The organism is Micromonospora halotolerans (assembly GCF_032108445.1).
GTDB classification, from domain to species: Bacteria; Actinomycetota; Actinomycetes; order Mycobacteriales; family Micromonosporaceae; genus Micromonospora; species Micromonospora halotolerans.
On record NZ_CP134876.1, the window covers coordinates 3,129,043 to 3,146,197 of the forward strand.

Here is a 17,155-nt window from a genome sequence, read left to right on the forward strand (position 1 = left end):
GTCAGCCCGCCCGGCGGACCGGGCGGCGGGCCAGGTAGCGGAGCAGGTCGCGGATGTGGTGCTTCTCCTCGGCGGGGACGTTCGGGTCGGCCAGCCGTTCCAGGATCACCCGGACGTCGGCCTCCACCGGGCCGTCCTCGGCACCCCGGCGGCGCGGGACGGCGCCGGCGTCGGGCAGGCCCAGCGCGCGGAACGCGGCCGCCACCGGCAGGTCGAGAGCGGCGCAGAAGCCACGCACCTTGGCCAGTTCGGGGTAGTCCTGCCAGTCGCCGGCCAGCCAGCGGAACACGGTCGACCGCCCCACGCCGGTGTGTGTGGCGAGGTCGGTCACCGTCCAGCCGCGTTCCTCGCGGGCGTCATCGATGGCGCGTCGCACGAACCGCGCGAAGGCCATCTGCGGCGAAACCTCTGCGGAGCCCATCCCCGGGGTCAGTCCCTTTCCGCCGGAGCACCCGACTATGGGCACCGAGCCTAGTACGCCCGCACGGATAAGTAACTGACTGATCGGTCGGAAGGTCCCGTGGGCGGGACCGCTGCGGGCATAGACAGTTGTGAGCGGTCAACTAAACTCGACGGACCCGTTGAGCAGTGAAAGACCGACGACGAGGAGGAGCAGCATGGCCGAGCCGGACCGTCCCGTGCCCCACCGCCCGGGCGCGATCAGCCTCTTCTTCGTGGCCAAGGCCGGCGTGTTCGCTCTCGGCTTCTGGATCTGGCTGCTGGTGCTGGCGGCGCGCGGCGGCCCGGCGACCGGCGTGCACCTCATCGCCGCCACCGGAGCGACCACCACGACGCTGGTCGGCGTGGTGCTGGGCGCCCGGCTGGCGCTCCAGCACAGCGCCGCCGTCCGGCACGCCGAGCTGAAGCGGCTGCTGGTCGACATCTCGTGGAACGCGTTCGCCGCCGCCGGAAACGCCGACGAGTCGGGGAAGGTGGTGCCGTTCCCGACCGGGTCGCCGGAGGCCGACCGGTCCGTCAACCGGGGGCCCGGCGACCGGGTGCCCGCGTTCGAGAGGGGCGAGCGCAACCGGGCTGACCGCCGCCGCTAGCGGCGGTCGGCGAGCAGCGTCTCCAGCCGGGGCGTGACACCCCACTGGTCGACGAGCTGGCGATATTCGGCGCGCTGGTCCCCGGTCGGCGCGCTCCCGGTGCGCCGGGCCCGGATGAGCAGGTTGCGCGGGGTGTGCCGGGAGTCGACGAACTCCACCACCTCGGCGCGGTAGCCGTGCAGCCGGAGCAGGCCGGCGCGCAGCGCGTCGGTCAGCACGTCGGCGAACCGCTCGCGCAGGATGCCCTGCCGGGTGAGCAGCTCGTAGGGCGCCGGCGCGGGGCGGGCCCGGAGCTGGGCGGCCACGTCGTGGTGGCAGCACGGCGCGGCGAGCACCCAGCGGGCCTCCCAGCGCAGCGCGCGGGCCAGCGCCTCGTCGGTCGCCGTGTCGCAGGCGTGCAGCGCCAGCACCAGATCCGGGGCGGGCTCCACCTGCGCGTCGGCGATGGTGCCGGCCACGAAACTCACCCGGTCGGTCCAGCCCAGCCGCTCGGCCAGCTCGGTGTTGCGCCGGCGCTGGTCCTCGCGGACGTCCACCCCGACCAGCGTCACGTCCAACCCCCGCTGGGTCAGGTAGCGGTGCGCCGCGAAGGTCAGGTAGGCGTTGCCGCAGCCCAGGTCGACCACGCGCAGCGGCCCGGTGAGGTCGTCCGGCAGGGTGGCCGCCAGCGCCCGGAGGAACGCGTCCACCTGCCGCCGCTTGGCCGCCGAGCCGCCGATCTCGGCGAAGATCGGGTCGCCCGGGTCGAGCAGCCAGTCCTTGGCCCGGTCGTGGCCGCCCGGCTCCGGCGCCGGCCGGCTCGCCGCCGCCCGGTGCACCTGCGCCTCGCCCGACTTGGTCACCCGCAGCTGGAGCGTGCTGTCCGCGGTCTCCACGTGCCAGTTGCCGAAGGGCTCGGCCAGCAGCGCGTCGACCGCCACGTCGGCCTCCGCGCCCGGTGCCACGTTCCGGGTGTACGGCCGGGCCCCGTCGGAGGTCGAGATCTGGAGCCGCGGGCCGCCCTTGAGGGTGACCGGACGCAGCTCGGCGCGGACCACCGAGGGGCGCTGGCCACGGCGACGCCCGGCGGCGACCGCCCGGGTCAGGGCGGGGTCGAGCAGCAGTGCCCGCACCTCGCTCAGCGCGGCGTCCAGCGGTTCCGGCATGGTGTCCTCTTCCTCGACGGGTTCGGCCACAACGGCCGGGTGAACGGGGACGTCCCCCGCACCGGATGAACCGGTACGGGGGACGTCGATGCCTGACGGGTCAGTCGGCGGTCGCCTCGGCAGGCGTACCGGTGCCACCGCCACCGCCACCACGGCGGCGCCGGCGGCGGCGCGGCTTGGCGGCCGAGTCGCCCTCGACGGCCGCGGCGGCCGGCTCGGCGCCACCCTCGGCGGAGATCACCGCGGTGGGCTCGCCGGCGACCGCCTCGCCGGCGCGGCGGCGCCGGCGGCGACGCGGGGTGCGGGTGCCCTCCTCGGCGGACGCCTCGGTGGGCGCGCTCTCAGCGGGGGCGTCGCTGTCGTCGCCGCGACCCCGGCGGCGCTCCCGGCTCCGGCCGTCGCCCCGGCTCTCGCCCCGGCTCTCGCCCCGAGCGTCGCCGCGCCGCGAGCCGCGCTCGCCGCGCCGCGACCGGCCACCGCCCAGGTCCTCCTCGGCCTCGGCCGACAGGCCGGCGCGGGTGCGCTCGGCGGTCGGCAGCGTGCCGCTGACGTCCCGGGAGATGTCCAGGTCGGTGTAGAGGTGCGCGGAGGTGTGGTAGGTCTCCGGCGGCTCGGGCATGTCGAGCCCGAGGGTCTTGTCGATGATCCGCCAGCGGGGCATGTCGTCCCAGTCGACGAAGGTCACCGCGACACCGGACGCCCCGGCCCGGCCGGTGCGGCCGATTCGGTGGGTGTAGGTGTCCTGGTCCTCGGGGCAGTCGTAGTTGATCACGTGGGTGACGCCGGTGACGTCGAGCCCGCGGGCCGCCACGTCGGTGGCGACCAGGATGTCGATCTTGCCGGCCCGGAACGCCCGCAGCGCCCGCTCCCGCGCGCCCTGACCCAGGTCACCGTGGACGGCGGCGACCGCGAAACCGCGGAAGTCGAGGTCCTCGGCCACCCGGTCGGCGGCCCGCTTCGTGCGGGTGAAGATCATGGTCAGCCCGCGGCCCTCCGCCTGGAGGATGCGCGCCACGATCTCGACCTTGTTCATCGAGTGGGTGCGGTAGACCAGCTGCTGGGTCTGCGGCGACGGGCCGGTCTCGGCGGTGTGCCCGGCGTGGATCGTCACCGGCCGGCGCAGGAAGCGCCGGGACAGCGCGACGATCGGGTCCGGCATGGTGGCCGAGAAGAGCATGGTCTGCCGGTCCTCCGGCAGCATCGCCAGGATCTTCTCGACGTCGTCCAGGAAGCCCAGGTCGAGCATCCGGTCGGCCTCGTCGAGCACCAGCGCGTGCACCCGGTCCAGCCGGAGGTGCTTCTGCTTGGCCAGGTCCAGCAGCCGGCCGGGGGTGCCGACCAGGATCTCGACGCCCTTGCGCAGCGCGTCGATCTGCGGCTCGTACGCGACGCCGCCGTAGATCGGCAGCACCCGGACGCCCCGGGTGCGGCCCGCGGCGTCGAGGTCCTTGGCGACCTGCAGGCCCAGCTCACGGGTGGGGACGACGACCAGCGCCTGCGGCACGCCGTCGCTGCCCTCGGAGGGCGCGAAGACGCGCTCCAGCAGCGGGATGCCGAAGCCGAGGGTCTTGCCGGTGCCGGTCGGCGCCTGGCCGATCAGGTCGACGCCGCGCAGCCCGATCGGCAGCGCGTACTCCTGGATGGCGAAGGCGCGGGTGATGCCGGCGGCGGCCAGCGCCTCGACGGTCTCCTGTCGGGCGCCGAGTTCGGCGAAGGTGGGAGCCTCCGGACGGACCGGAGCGGTGGGGGCCAGTTCGTGGCCCTGAATCTGCTCGCTCATATGGATTTGGGGGTGCCCTCTCGTGGTGCGCCCCGTCATGTCCTCAGGGCGCGAACGGTATGGCGCGGGCCACACGGTCGGCGGCGGTTACGCCGAGCCGGACCGGGCCGCACGCGCGCCGGGGGCCGGTGCTGATCAGCTGAGCTGAACGAATCGGTGCCCACGGCAACTGTCTCATCCTACCTGAACTGCCCCGGAGCCGTCCTGATTCCGGGTGACGGCACCGCGCCCGGGGGTGACCGGTGTGACCTGAGTCACTGAAAAGGCTCTCTTGCGCGCGGGCGGTAGCCTGCGCTCGTGTCCGCCCCCGACCCCGCCCTGGTCGACCTGCTCGGCCTCGTCGCCTACGGCGAACTGCTCGCCTTCGATCGGCTGGCCGCCGACGCCCGCCTCGCCCCCGACCTGCGCCGCCGGGCCGCGCTGAGCGAGATGGCCGCCGCCGAGATCGCGCACTACCGGTGGATCGCCGACCGGATCACCGTGCTCGGCGTGACCCCCGACGAGGCCATGGCGCCCTACGTCGAGGCGTTGCAGGCCTACCACGACTCGACCGAGCCGAAGGACTGGCCGGAGGCGGTGACCAAGGCGTACGTGGGCGACGCCATCAGCGACGACTTCCTGCGCGGGATCGCCGACGGCCTCGACGGACCGGACCGGCGGCTGATCCTCGACGTGCTGCACGACTCGCGGTACGCCGAGTTCGCCGCCGCCGAGATCCGGGCCGCCATCGAGGCCGAACCCCGGGTGGCCGACCGGCTCTCCATGTGGGCCCGGCGGCTGGTCGGCGAGGCGCTCTCCCAGGCGGGCCGGGTCGCCGCCGCCGACCGGGGCGCGCTCACCGCGCTGATCTCTCGGGAGGGCGTGGACGTGCCGGCGCTGTTCCGCCGGCTGACCGACGCGCACACCGCGCGGATGACCGCCGCGGGGTTGAACAACTGAACGCCGGGCGCCGCCGTGACGGGCTTCCCGCCACGGCGGGCCGGCCGGGGATGGCAGCCCGCGAGGGCGGGCCGACCGGTATCAGCGGACGGTGAACCCGACCGCGCGGGGCGAGGCCTCCGCGATCTCGACGTAGGCGACCTTCGTGACCGGCACGATGACCCGCCGGCCCTTCTCGTCGGTCAGGGAGAGGGTGCCCTCACCCTTGGCGACGGCGTCGGTCACGATCTGCTCGATCTCGGCCGGCGACTGCGCGCTCTCCAGGACCAGCTCCCGCGGCGCGTACTGCACGCCGATCTTGACCTCCACTGTGCCTCCTCAACTGGGGCGAAAAAGCCACCGTGGGAAGGCTATCCGATCTGGCGGCCCGATGTTCAGGCTGACTCACCTTGCAGCGGGAAGCTGGCGATGCCCCGCCAGGACAGGGCCGCGACCAGCGCCTCGGCCTCCGCCTTGGGCACCTGGCGACCGCCGGCCAGCCAGAACTGGGCCGCGGTCTCGGCGGCGCCGACCAGGCCGGAGGCGAGCAGCTCGGCGTGGGCACGGCTCACCCCGGTGTCCGAGATGATGGTGTCGGTGATCGCCGCGATGCAGCCCTGCTCGACCCGCTCCACCCGCTGCCGCACGGCCGGGTCGTTGCGCAGGTCCGACTCGAAGACCAGACGGAACGCCTCGCTCTCGTGGTCGACGAAGTCGAAGTACGCGCGCACCGAGGCGCCGACCCGCTCCTTGTTGTCGTTGGTGCCGCGCATGGCGTCGTGCACCTTCGCCACGATGGCGTCGCAGTGCGTGTCCAGCAGCGCCAGGTAGAGCTCCATCTTGCCGGGGAAGTGCTGGTAGAGCACGGGCTTGGAGACACCCGCCCGCTCGGCGATGTCGTCCATCGCGGCGGCGTGGTAGCCCTGCGCGACGAACACCTCCTGGGCGGCGGCGAGCAGCTGCTTGCGCCGCGCCGAGCGGGGCAGGCGGGTGGGCCGGCCGGCGGTCTGCGCACCGTTCCCCACAGCGGTCATGGGAACCTCCGAGTTTCTGTGTACGAGCCGGCACTTATCACCCGAACCGGTCCGGGTTCGTGAACCCGTCGCGGAATTGGCCCGCCGCTGTAACTTATCGCCACTGTCACCACACGGTAGCCTCAGCGGGGGCGACCAAGGAGCGCGCGGTGAGTGAATCAGGGCAACCCGGAGCCGCCACCCCGGGAGAGCACGGCGACGGCACGGGTCCGCAGGACGACCTTGCCCACGCCGGCAGCGGGTGGGCGCCCCCGGCGACCGGCTGGGCCCGGGGCGCACCGGCGCCCGGCGGCTGGCCCCGCGCCGACCTCACCACCGGCTGGGGCGCCTCGTCCCCCCGGCACGGCGACCTCCCGGCCCCGGTGCCCGGCCTGACCGCCGAGGAGCCGCCCGGACGCGCCAACGGCCACCACGTCAACGGTGTGCACCACGCCGGGGAGGAGCCCCCCGTGACCCGCCAGGCGCCGGTGAGCGCCCCGCCCGCGGACGAGCCGCGCCGGGAGACCGGCGGCGACCGGCTCGTCGTGCCGGCCCAGCGGCCGGCGCCCGCGGTCGAGCAGCCGGCCGCCGAGGCGGATCCCGGCCCGTCCCGGCACGCCTCCGACGATCCGCCCGCCGGGCGCGCCGCGCGCTGGGCGGACAGCGGCCCGATCTCCGGGCCACCGGCCCTCCAGGTGCCGCCGGTCGGTGCCGCCGCCTCCGGCTTCGAGGTCCCTCCCGGTTTCCACGCCCCGACCGCCGACCGGTCCGACGCCGCACCGTCGTTGTCCCGCGGCTGGGCGGACCGCCTCCCGCCGGAGCAGCCCCCGACCGAGCCGCCGCCCGCCGCCGGCCGGGCCGATCACTTCCCCCGGGAACAGCCTCCGGCCGAGGCGCCGTCGCTCTCCCGGGGCTGGGCGGACCGGCCCACCTCTGCCCCGCCCGCCGGCCCCGACGCCGGTGCCGCCGAGGAGCGCCGGCCGGCCGCCGAGCAGCCACGCGCCGCGGCCGGCGACCGGGCCGCCGGGGAACCGCCGTGGTCCGGCCCGGCCTGGAACCGGTCGAGCTGGGGCGAGGGCTGGGCGCCGCCGTGGGCGCGCGAGGACGGGCCGACCGGCCGCCCGGCGGGCGAGGAGGAGCCCGCCGGCCGCCGCGCCGCCCGCGAGGACGAGCCGACCGGCCGCCGCGCCGCCCGCGAGGAGTGGGCGCCCGAGCCGGTCCGGCCCTACGAGCCGGCCCGGGTCGAGCCGCCCGCCGGCTACGAGCCGCCGCGCCCGGAGCCGTCCCGGCCGTACGAGACGCCCGACACCCGCCCCGCGCCCGAGCCGGCCGCCCGGGAGTTCCCCGACCGGCCCACCTGGGCCGGACCGCCCGTGCCGGTGACCCCGTTCAGCGCACCCCCGCACACCACGCCGACCAGCGCGCCGCCCGTGCCCCACGAGGCGCCCAGCGGCCCGCCGCCCACCAGCTACCCACCCGCGCCGCCCATCCGCGCCGCCGAGGAACGGGAGGCCCGGCCGTACCGGCTGCCGGGCGCGGCGGAGCGGTCGCCCGCCGAGCCGGCCGGCCCACCGCCCGCCCCCGTCGACCGCGCCCCCGCACCCGCCCCGACCAGCGCGCCTCCCTACGCGGCCCGCCGGTCCGCCCCGGAGCCGCCGCCGGCCGCCGAGGCGGCCGACCTCACCCCGGTGCTGCCGCAGCGCGTCCCCGCCGAGCCGGATGTGCCCGTCGTGCCGGAGCCGCCCGCCGTGGAACCACCCGCCGAGACCCCGGAACTCGCCCGCATCGCCACCCACCTGCGCCGGGACGACGAACCCGCGCCGCTGCGCGAGCGGCCGGAGGGCTTCGACGTCAACGCCATCCTCGACGCCGTCCGTGAGGTGGCCGGCGTGCGGGACGCGGCGCTGCGCCGCACCCCGGCCGGTGCGCACAGCCTCCGGTTGGACCTCGCCGACGGCGCGGACCCGGCCGAGGTGAGCCGGGTGGTCGCCCGGCTGCTCCAGGAGCGGATGGGGCTGGCCGCCGCCCCGCAGAACCTGCCCGGCGCCCCGTCGACGCCGCCGCCCCCGGTCCGCCGCCGGTCGGCCCAGCCGCGCACCGACCGCCCCGCCGAACCCCGCCCGGCCGAGGACCGGCCGGACCCGGCGCGGTCCGGCCCGCAGTCCCGCCCGGCCGAGGAGACGCCCGGCCCGGCCTGGTCTGCTCCGCAGTCCCGACCGGCGGAGGACCTGCCCGGCCCGGCCTGGTCCGCCGCGCGGTCCCGTCCGGCGGGGGACGTGGCCGACCCGAGGTCCGGCCCGGTGGAGGAGCTGACCGGTCCGCAGTCCCGACCGTCCGATGACCCGGCCGGTCCACGGTCCGGCCCGAACCGGCCGGCCGAGAACCGGTCCGGGGAGGGCCGGTTCACGGCGCCCGAGGCGCGCCCCGGCCGGCTCGCCGAGGCCCCGGCCGAGGACGCCGACGCGGGGGCCGAGCCGCCGCGCCGCCGCCGGCAGGCCGGCGGCCACCGGGGCCGCGCCACGGTCGAGGAGTCCTCGCTCGCCACCGCCCCGGCCGGCACCCCCACCGGCAGCCCGGCCACGCTCGGCACCTCGTACTCCGGCGGGCAGATGAGCACGACGGAGACCGCGCCGTCGCGACCGCTGGACACCGGCGGCCTGCCGGGGCCCCGGGTGGTGATCGACCACGTCCAGGTCAGCACCTTCGGCCTCGACGCCACCGTCGAGGTCCGCCTGATCGCGGGGGACCACACGGCGGAGGGGCGCTCCACCGGGCCGGCCGTCGACGGCTACGTGCTGCGGCTCTGCGCCGTGGCCGCGGCCGCCGCGGTGGACGAGCTGCTCGGCCAGGCCGCACCGGCGGGGGAGCGGGGGCGGTGCTTCGTCGAGCACACCGCCGTGGTGCCGTTCGGCAACTGTGAGGTGGCGACGGTCGTCGTGCTGCTGGTCTGCGACGGCTGGGTGGAGCAGCTGGCGGGTTCCGCCCTGGTCGCCGGGGACCCCCGGCAGGCCGTGGTCCGGGCCACCCTGGCCGCGGTGAACCGCCGGCTGGAGGCGCTGCTCGCCTGAGCCGGTGTCGGGCCGGGCCGGTCCGGGAAGACTGGAGTCATGAAGCCCGCCGCTCTCTGGCCGGACCAGCTCCTGCCCGCGCACCACGTCCCGCCGCCCTGGCCCGGCCGGAACGTCCGTCTCGACGGCACGGTGACGTACGTGCGGGACACCCCGGCCACCGCGCCCGGCGCGGAGCCGGCGCTCTACGTGCACGGCCTCGGCGGCTCGTCGCAGAACTGGACGGACCTGGCCGGCCTGCTCGCCGACCGGCTCGACGGGCAGGCGATCGACCTGCCCGGTTTCGGGCGCAGCGAGCCGGGCCGGCGCTACACGGTGCCGTCGTTCGCCGACCGGGTGGTGCGCTGGATCGAGCACAGCGACCGGGGGCCGGTGCACCTGTTCGGCAACTCGCTCGGCGGCGCCGTCTGTGTCCGGGTGGCGGCGCTGCGGCCGGACCTGGTCCGGACGCTGACCCTGATCTCCCCGGCGCTGCCGTTCCTGGACTTCCGGCGCTCGTTGCAGGGGCGGATGCTGCCGCTGCTGGCGATTCCCCGGGCCGAGCGGCTGGCCGCCCGGCGGTTGGTCCAGCTCGCTCCCGAGGTGATGGCCCAGCAGGTGATGGAGGCGTGCATCGCCGACCTGACCCGGATCAGCGAGCAGCGCCGGCAGGAGGCGGTTGAGGAGATCCGGATCCGCTACGAGGCGGCCCACTACGCCGCGGCCTACGTCCGCACCTTTCGGGGCCTGGTCTCCAGCTTCCTGCGGTCGTACCTGCCGGGGTCCGGGTCGCTGTGGCGGCTGGCGGCGGCGGTGCGGGCGCCGACGCTCGTGGTGGGCGGGCGGCAGGACCGCCTCGTCGACGTGCGGGTGGCGCCGCAGGCCGCCCGGGTGATCCCGGACAGCCGGCTGCTGCTGCTCGACGGTGTCGGGCACGTGGCCCAGTTGGAGGTGCCCCGGACCGTGGCGCGGGCGGTGCTGGCGCTGCTCGCCGAGGCGTCCCCCGACGGGTCACCGCCGGGTGGGGAGCGGACGGAGGTGCAGGCCAGGGCACTGATCACCGAAACGGAGGACAGCGGGCGGCGCCGCGACATGGCAGGCTGACCCGGATGCCCACCTCCGTCCGTCCGCGTGCCGCGCGGCCCACCGCCCCGCCCGCCGGCCGCTGGCGTTCCGCGGTCGTGGTCAGCGCCTTCCTCGTCGCCGCCGCGGTCGGCATCGGGGCCGCGCTGCAACATCCGTCGGTCGGGGCCGAGGCGCTCGTCAACGCGGGTGCGGCGGCCCGGCCGTCCCAGCCGACCGGCGGGCCGCCGTCGAGCGCGCCGCCGCCGCCGTCGCCCTCGGCGTCGGCGTCGGCGGATCCGGTGTCGAGCGCGCCCGTTCTGCAGCTGCCCGGTCCGGTGCCCGCGCACGGCCGGGGGAGTTTCGGCTACGACGACCGGGCCGGCGGGGTGCTGGGCCGGGCCGGGGTGCTGCGTCGGTTCCGGGTGGCGGTGGAGAACGGCTCCGGGGAGGACGCGCACGCCTTCGGGGACGCCGTGCAGCGGGCGCTGGCCGGGCCGGGGAGCTGGGTGGACAGTGGCCGGCTGCGGTTGCAGCGGGTCGGGCCGGGCAGCCGGTCGGACTTCACGATCTACCTGGCCACCCGGGACACGGCGGGTCGCCTCTGCCGCGCCGGGGGCATCGACATCCGGGTGGGCGGGGTGCCGTACACGTCCTGCCGGGTCACCGGCAAGGTGGTGATCAACCTGGACCGGTGGCGGACCTCGGCGCCGCACCTGGTCGCGGCGAAGCTCCCGCTGGACACCTACCGGCTCTACGTCGTCAACCACGAGGTCGGTCACCAGTTGGGGCACCACCACGAGGCGTGCCCCGGAAAGGGCCGGGCCGCGCCGGTGATGCAGCAGCAGACCCTCTTCCTGGACGGCTGCCGGCCGAACCCGTGGCCGTACGTGGGCGGGAAGCGGTACACCGGCTCGCCGGTATGACGGACCTGATCGTGGCCATGGGAAGTATTCCGTGGGAGAAGCGGTAAAAAGGGCTAATTGCCCGAATTGCCATGGCACGCTGAGGGCATGACGTCGTCGTCCCCTTACGACCCGCCTGACGACCCCGGCCCGCCCCGGCTCGACTTCGACCGTCCGCCGGCCCACCCGGGAACGGCCCCGCCGGCCCGCCCCGGCCTGCGCCGGATGCGGCGGCGCCGGCGGCGGACCATGCTGCTCCTCGTGGCGCTGCTCGGCGCGGGCGCCGGCGCGACCGCGGTCACCTGGTCGGCCGGACCGGACGGCCCGGTCGCCCTGTCCGGCCGGCATCCGCTGCCCGCCGTCGACCCGTCGCTGGCCAACGGCGTCGGCGGCGGGCCCCGGAGCGACCCGAGCGGCTACCCCACCGCCGGCCCCGGCAGCTTCGCCGCCGCCGACGGCCGCTCGCCGGTACGCGGTCAGGGCGGCCCGCTGCGCCGCTACCGGGTGGAGGTCGAGCAGGACGCCGGGCAGGACGTGGACGAGTTCGCCGCCACCGTGGACGCGGTCCTCGGCGACCCGCGCAGCTGGATCGCCTCCGGCGAGCTGCGGGTGCAGCGGGTGCCCGAGGCGGCCGCCGCCGACTTCACCATCTACCTGGCCACCCCGGCCACCTCCGAGCGGATGTGCGCCGAGGGCGGGCTGAGCACCGAGCGGTACACCTCCTGCCGGCTGCCCGGACGGGTCGTCATCAACCTGGCCCGCTGGATGGAGGCGGTGCCCGACTACGGCGCCCCGCTGGAGGTCTACCGGACCTATGTGGTGAACCACGAGGTCGGGCACGAGTTCGGCGAGCTGCACCAGGCCTGTCCCGAGCCCGGTGCGCCGGCCCCGGTGATGCAGCAGCAGACGTACGGGCTGGACGGCTGCGTGGCGAACGCCTGGCCGTACGTCGACGGGGTTCGCTACGAAGGCGAGCCGACCGACGGGGTCTGAGTTATTCCCGCTCCCGCATGTCGGGCGACGTGGCCCTCATCATGGCCGATCCCTACCGGGGCGAGTGACAATGGCGCGGTCCCACCGCCGATCCCGGGGAGTCCACCGTGTCGTTGCCCCCGCTCGTCGAGCCCGCCGCCGAGCTGACCGTAGACGAGATCCGTCGCTACTCGCGCCACCTGATCATCCCGGACGTCGGGGTCGAGGGGCAGAAGCGGCTGAAGAACGCCCGGGTGCTCTGTGTCGGCGCCGGTGGTCTCGGCTCGCCGGCTCTGATGTACCTCGCCGCCGCCGGTGTCGGCACCCTCGGCATCATCGACTTCGACACCGTTGACGAGTCCAACCTCCAGCGCCAGATCATCCACGGCGTCTCGGACGTGGGCCGGTCCAAGGCCGAGTCCGCCGCCGCCTCGATCCGCGAGATCAACCCGCTGGTCAACGTGGAGATCCACAACACCGCGCTGGACCGGGACAACGTCCGGGAGATCTTCTCCGGCTACGACCTGATCGTCGACGGCACGGACAACTTCGCCACCCGCTACATGGTCAACGACGCGGCGGTGCTGCTCGGCAAGCCGTACGTCTGGGGTTCGATCTACCGGTTCGACGGCCAGGCGTCGGTGTTCTGGGCCGAGCACGGACCCTGCTACCGCTGCCTCTACCCGGAGCCGCCGCCGCCCGGGATGGTTCCGTCCTGCGCCGAGGGTGGCGTGCTGGGCGTGCTCTGCGCGTCCATCGGGTCGATCCAGGTCAACGAGGCGATCAAGCTGCTCGCCGGCATCGGCGAGCCGCTGGTCGGCCGGCTGATGGTGTACGACGCCCTGGAGATGAGCTACCGCAAGATCAAGGTCCGCAAGGACCCGAACTGCGTGCTCTGCGGCGAGAACCCGACGGTCACCGACCTGCTGGAGGACTACGAGGACTTCTGCGGTGCGGTCTCCGACGAGGCGCAGGAGGCGGTGGTCGACTCGACCATCACCGCCCTGGAGTTGAAGGAGTGGCAGGACGCCGGCAAGGACATCTTCCTGGTCGACGTCCGCGAGCCGGCCGAGTACGAGATCGTCCGGATCCCCGGCTCCACGCTGATCCCCAAGGGCGAGATCATCTCGGGTGACGCGCTCGCGAAGCTCCCGCAGGACAAGCAGATCGTGCTGCACTGCAAGTCCGGTGTCCGCTCCGCCGAGGCGCTCGCCGCGCTCAAGGCGGCCGGATTCAAGGACGCCGTGCACGTCCAGGGCGGCGTGCTCTCCTGGATCAAGCAGATCGACCCGGCGCTGCCGGCGTACTGAGGTCGTGTCGAAGGGCCCTCCCGGGTGTGCCGGGAGGGCCCTTCGCGTACCCGCCGGTGGGCCGGGCCACCCCTGGCCGAGCTACCGAGGCGTAACCACGTTTGCGCCGGTAGCGTGACCTGCGTGGTGGATCTGGACGCGGCGATCGGCTTCGTCGTGGCACACGGCGACGCGGTGGACCGCGCCCGCCTCTCCCGGCTACGCACCGGTGCCCCGGTGCCGCCCGACCTGCTCGACGCGGCCGAGTCCGGGCAGGCTCCCGGCGGCGGCTGGCCCGCGGTGCTCGACGGCGAGGTCGCCTCGGTCGACGCCACCTGCTACCGCCTGTCCGAGCTGGACGACCTCGGGGCGCTGGGCCGCCCCGCCGCCCGGCACGCGCTGGACTGGTTGGCCGCCCGCCAGCTCGCCGACGGCGGCTGGGACGAGGACCCGTCGCTGGCCGGGTTCGCTCCCGAGTGGGCCACCCCGGGCGACCCGGAGGCCCGGCTCTTCCTCACCGCCAACGCCGGGTTCTGGCTCACCGTGGCCGGGCTGGACGCCCGCGCCGCCGGGCCGCTCGACCACCGGGTCGGCGGGGCGTACGCCGGGGTGGTGCAGGCCGCCGCGCAGGCGCTCGCCGCGCAGCTCGCGCCGGACGGCAGCTGGCCGTCCTTCCTCCCGGCCGGCTGGCTCGCCGCGGCCGTGCTGCACCGCCAGCAGCTCTACTACGAGTCGGCCCGCATCCAGGCGGTGCTGGCCGAGCGCATCCCGCAGATGTCCCCGGCCGACGTGGCCTGGCTCGCCGCCACGTTGCGGCGGGTCGACGTGGGCGAGGAGCAGTGGCTGCTCGTCTCGGCCCGGCGGCGGCTGGCCGAGACGCAGCGCAGCGACGGCGGCTGGGACAGCGACGACGGCCACCAGTTCGATGTGCACACCACCCTGCGGGCGATCCGCGCCTGCCGCCCGACCACCCCGGAGGCCCCGGTCTCCGGCGCGCCGTTCGTCGCATCGCAGCTGGCCGCGCCGCCGCTGGTGCCCGCGCCGCGCCCGGCGCCGCTGTCCGACCGGGTCCGGCCGCCCGCCGTCCCCCTGCCGGAACCGGCCCCGCCGTCCGCTCCGCCACCGGAGGCGGCGCCGCCCGAGCCGGCCGCGCCCACCGCCTGAGCCGGTCCGCTCAGCGCAGGTGGCCGTCGCCCGTGACGACGTACTTGGTGCTGGTCAGCTCGGGCAGCCCCATCGGGCCGCGGGCGTGCAGCTTCTGGGTGGAGATGCCGATCTCGGCGCCGAAGCCGAACTCGCCCCCGTCGGTGAACCGGGTGGAGGCGTTCACCATGACCGCGGCGGCGTCCACCCGGGCCACGAACTCGCGGGCCGCCGGCTGGGAGTCGGTGACGATCGCCTCGGTGTGGCCGGTGCCGTGCCGCCGGATGTGCGCGACGGCCGCGTCCAGCGAGTCGACCACGGCGACGGAGATGTCGGCGGAGAGGTATTCGGTGTCGAAGTCCTCGTCGGTGGCCGGCACCACCGCGTCCGAGTACGCGGCCACCCGGGCGTCGCCGTGCACGGTCACCCCGGCGTCGGTGAAGGCGGCCAGGACGGCCGGCAGGAAGGCGTCCGCGATGCCCGCGTGCACCAGCAGGGACTCGGCGGTGTTGCAGGTGGACAGGCGCTGCGTCTTGGAGTTCAGGGTGAGCGCCACGGCCTTGGCCAGGTCGGCGGCGGCGTCCACGTAGACGTGGCAGTTGCCCACCCCGGTCTCGATCACCGGCACGGTCGACTCCTCGACCACGGTCCGGATGAGCGACGCGCCGCCGCGCGGGATCAGCACGTCGACCAGGCCCCGGGCGCGCATCAGCTCCTTGACCGAGTCGCGGGTGCTGGCGTCGAGGAGCTGCACCGCGTCGGCCGGCAGGCCGGCCCCGGCGACCGCGTCGCGGAGCACCGCGACCAGGGCGGCGTTGGAGTGCGCCGCCGAGGAGGAGCCGCGCAGCAGTGCCGCGTTGCCGGACTTCAGGCAGATCCCGGCCGCGTCGACGGTCACGTTGGGGCGGCCCTCGTAGATGATGCCGACCACCCCGAACGGCACCCGGACCTGGCGCAGCTCCAGCCCGTTGGGCAGGGTAGCGCCGCGGACCACCTCGCCGACCGGGTCGGGCAGCGCGGCCATCTGCCGCAGCGCGCCGGCGATGTCGGCCACCCGGGCCTCGTCGAGGGCGAGCCGGTCCAGCACGGCCGCGCTCAGCCCGGCCTCCCGCCCGGCCGCCAGGTCCGCCGCGTTCGCGGTGAGGATCTCCGGGGTACGCGCCACGAGCGCGTCGGCCATCGCGCGCAGCGCGGCGTCCTTGACCGTACGGGTGGCGACCGCCAGGGCCTCCGCCGCGTCCCGGCCCCGGCGGGCCTGCTCCACGACGCTCATCGTGCACTCCTTGAGGTGTTAGGAGGGGGCCCCTGCACAACGCCAGGCGTTAACAGGGGGCCCGTGCTTACAGCAGGACGAGGTCGTCGCGGTGGACGACCTCCCGTTCGTACGCCGGGCCGAGCGCCGCGGCGAGTTCCGAGGTGGAGCGGCCGAGCAGCCCGGGCAGCTCGACCGCGTCGTAGTTGACCAGCCCGCGGGCGACCGGCGCGCCCTCGGTGTCGACCAGGTCGACCGGGTCCCCGGCGGTGAACGCGCCGTCCACCGCGGTGATCCCCGCCGGGAGCAGGGACTTGCGCCGGCCCACCACCGCCTGCACCGCGCCCGGGTCGAGGTGCAGCCGGCCGCGCGGCGCGGTGGCGTGCGCCAGCCAGAAGAGCCGGGCGGCGGGGCGCCGGCTGCTCGGGTGGAAGAAGGTGCCGACCGGCTCGCCGGCCAGCGCCGGCCCGGCCAGCGGCGCGGCGGTGAGCACCACCGGGACGCCGAAGCCGGTGGCGATCCGGGCCGCCTCGACCTTCGTCACCATGCCGCCGGTGCCCACCCCGGCCCGGCCGGCGCCGCCGATGTCCACGCCGGCCAGGTCGCCCTCGCCGTGCACCTCGGTGATCCGGGTGCTGCCGGCCCGGGCCGGGTCGCCGGTCCAGAGCGCGTCCACGTCCGACAGCAGCACCAGCAGGTCGGCGTCGACCAGGGCGGCGACCAGCGCGGCGAGCCGGTCGTTGTCGCCGAACCGGATCTCCTCGGTGGCGACCGTGTCGTTCTCGTTGACGATCGGCACGGCCCGCAGGTCGAGCAGCTTGCGCAGGGTCCGGTACGCGTTGCGGTAGTGCGCCCGCCGGGTCACGTCGTCGACGGTGAGCAGCACCTGCCCGACGGTCAGCCGGTGCCGGGCGAAGGCCGCCGCGTAGCGGCCGATGAGCAGGCCCTGCCCGACGCTGGCGGCGGCCTGCTGGGTGGCCAGGTCGCGGGGGCGCCGGGGCAGCCCGAGCGGGGCCAGGCCGGCGGCGATCGCGCCGGAGGAGACCAGCACGACCTCGCGCCCCTCTGCGGCCAGCGCGCCGAGCGTGTCGACCAGCGCGTCGACCCGGGCGTCGTCCAGGCCGCCCGCCGAGGTGGTCAGCGAGGACGAGCCGATCTTGACGACGATCCGGCGGGCCGAGGTGACTGCTTCGCGCACCGGACCATTCTGCGCGCTGCGGTCCGCCGCGCCTCGGCGCGTTCCCATATCGTGGCAGCCCGTGACACCTGACGAGTACGTCGAGGCGGTGCTGGACCTGGTCGAGCGGATCCCGCCGGGCCGGGTGATGTCGTACGGGGCGGTGGCCGACGCCCTCGCCGAGCGGTCGGGGCGGTCCTCGGCCCGGCTGGTCGGTTCGATCATGGCCCGGCACGGTGGCGGGGTGCCGTGGCACCGGGTGGTGAACTCGGCCGGCCGGCTGCCGCCGGGGCACGAGGTGGAGGCGCGGGCCCGGCTGCGCGCCGAAGGCTGCCCCCTGCGCCCCTCCGGGGTGGACATGACGGCGGCCTGGTCGCCCGACGAGGGGATGTGACCGCCGACA

The 17,155-nt window shown here is 75.8% G+C and carries 14 protein-coding genes and 2 pseudogenes; 9 read left to right on the plus strand and 7 right to left on the minus strand.

Going from position 1 to position 17,155, the window contains the following annotated elements; all coding sequences use genetic code 11:
• Position 1: 1 nt before the first annotated feature.
• On the minus strand, positions 2-421 hold the full coding sequence (locus RMN56_RS14915; protein ID WP_151465319.1) for a helix-turn-helix domain-containing protein: 420 nt from the start codon (positions 419-421) through the stop codon (positions 2-4).
• A gap of 196 nt (positions 422-617) precedes the next feature.
• On the opposite strand from RMN56_RS14915, the gene RMN56_RS14920 reads away from it, so the two are divergent.
• Positions 618-1,049 (plus strand): hypothetical protein, encoded by a 432-nt coding sequence (locus RMN56_RS14920; protein ID WP_313724361.1) that lies wholly within the window; start codon positions 618-620, stop codon positions 1,047-1,049.
• Here the strand turns inward: RMN56_RS14920 and RMN56_RS14925 are convergent.
• A complete protein-coding gene (locus RMN56_RS14925; protein WP_313724362.1) occupies positions 1,046-2,194 on the minus strand; it encodes a class I SAM-dependent methyltransferase in 1,149 nt (382 codons plus the stop codon). The two genes, RMN56_RS14920 and RMN56_RS14925, sit on opposite strands and share 4 nt — an antisense overlap.
• Positions 2,195-2,294: 100 nt before the next feature.
• Positions 2,295-3,974 (minus strand): DEAD/DEAH box helicase, encoded by a 1,680-nt coding sequence (locus tag RMN56_RS14930; protein WP_313724363.1) that lies wholly within the window; start codon positions 3,972-3,974, stop codon positions 2,295-2,297.
• 297 nt (positions 3,975-4,271) lie between these two features.
• Between RMN56_RS14930 and RMN56_RS14935 the strand changes: the two genes are divergently transcribed.
• Complete coding sequence (locus RMN56_RS14935) at positions 4,272-4,913, plus strand: ferritin-like fold-containing protein (RefSeq protein WP_313724364.1); 642 nt, start codon at positions 4,272-4,274, stop codon at positions 4,911-4,913.
• Positions 4,914-4,994: 81 nt separating this feature from the next.
• Here the strand turns inward: RMN56_RS14935 and RMN56_RS14940 are convergent, their stop codons facing one another.
• Together RMN56_RS14940 and RMN56_RS14945 are read right to left on the minus strand one after the other, a co-directional pair.
• Positions 4,995-5,222, minus strand: coding sequence for a DUF3107 domain-containing protein (locus RMN56_RS14940; protein WP_091317774.1), 228 nt, complete (start codon positions 5,220-5,222; stop codon positions 4,995-4,997).
• A gap of 65 nt (positions 5,223-5,287) precedes the next feature.
• Positions 5,288-5,926 carry a TetR/AcrR family transcriptional regulator gene (locus RMN56_RS14945; RefSeq protein WP_074472473.1) on the minus strand — a complete coding sequence of 213 codons (639 nt, stop codon included), beginning with the start codon at positions 5,924-5,926 and terminating at the stop codon, positions 5,288-5,290.
• A 2,204-nt stretch (positions 5,927-8,130) separates the two neighbouring features.
• Between RMN56_RS14945 and RMN56_RS32870 the strand changes: the two are divergent.
• From RMN56_RS32870 to RMN56_RS14975, 6 genes and pseudogenes are all read left to right on the plus strand, one after another.
• A pseudogene (locus RMN56_RS32870) lies at positions 8,131-8,973 on the plus strand (hypothetical protein); the annotation flags it as partial.
• 39 nt (positions 8,974-9,012) lie between these two features.
• Positions 9,013-10,056: an alpha/beta fold hydrolase gene (locus tag RMN56_RS14955; protein WP_313724366.1), complete on the plus strand. Its 1,044-nt coding sequence runs from the start codon at positions 9,013-9,015 to the stop codon at positions 10,054-10,056.
• Between the two features lie 5 nt (positions 10,057-10,061).
• Positions 10,062-10,940 (plus strand): DUF3152 domain-containing protein, encoded by an 879-nt coding sequence (locus tag RMN56_RS14960; RefSeq protein WP_313724367.1) that lies wholly within the window; start codon positions 10,062-10,064, stop codon positions 10,938-10,940.
• A gap of 87 nt (positions 10,941-11,027) precedes the next feature.
• Complete coding sequence (locus tag RMN56_RS14965; RefSeq protein ID WP_313724368.1) at positions 11,028-11,912, plus strand: DUF3152 domain-containing protein; 885 nt, start codon at positions 11,028-11,030, stop codon at positions 11,910-11,912.
• A gap of 107 nt (positions 11,913-12,019) precedes the next feature.
• Positions 12,020-13,201: an adenylyltransferase/sulfurtransferase MoeZ gene (moeZ, locus tag RMN56_RS14970; protein WP_313724369.1), complete on the plus strand. Its 1,182-nt coding sequence runs from the start codon at positions 12,020-12,022 to the stop codon at positions 13,199-13,201.
• A gap of 72 nt (positions 13,202-13,273) precedes the next feature.
• Positions 13,274-14,143: pseudogene (locus RMN56_RS14975) on the plus strand (prenyltransferase/squalene oxidase repeat-containing protein); the annotation flags it as partial.
• Between the two features lie 211 nt (positions 14,144-14,354).
• On the opposite strand, the gene RMN56_RS14980 reads toward RMN56_RS14975, so the two are convergent.
• Both RMN56_RS14980 and proB read right to left on the minus strand, forming a co-directional pair.
• A complete protein-coding gene (locus tag RMN56_RS14980) occupies positions 14,355-15,596 on the minus strand; it encodes a glutamate-5-semialdehyde dehydrogenase (protein WP_313724370.1) in 1,242 nt (413 codons plus the stop codon).
• Positions 15,597-15,663: 67 nt separating this feature from the next.
• Entirely contained in the window at positions 15,664-16,821 is a 1,158-nt protein-coding gene (proB, locus tag RMN56_RS14985) for a glutamate 5-kinase (protein ID WP_313724371.1), read from the minus strand.
• A 13-nt stretch (positions 16,822-16,834) separates the two neighbouring features.
• Here proB and RMN56_RS14990 point away from each other — a divergent pair, with 13 nt between their 5' ends.
• The gene (locus RMN56_RS14990; RefSeq protein WP_313724372.1) at positions 16,835-17,146 is read left to right on the plus strand and encodes an MGMT family protein; all 312 of its coding nucleotides are present in this window, start codon (positions 16,835-16,837) and stop codon (positions 17,144-17,146) included.
• Positions 17,147-17,155 lie beyond the last annotated feature (9 nt).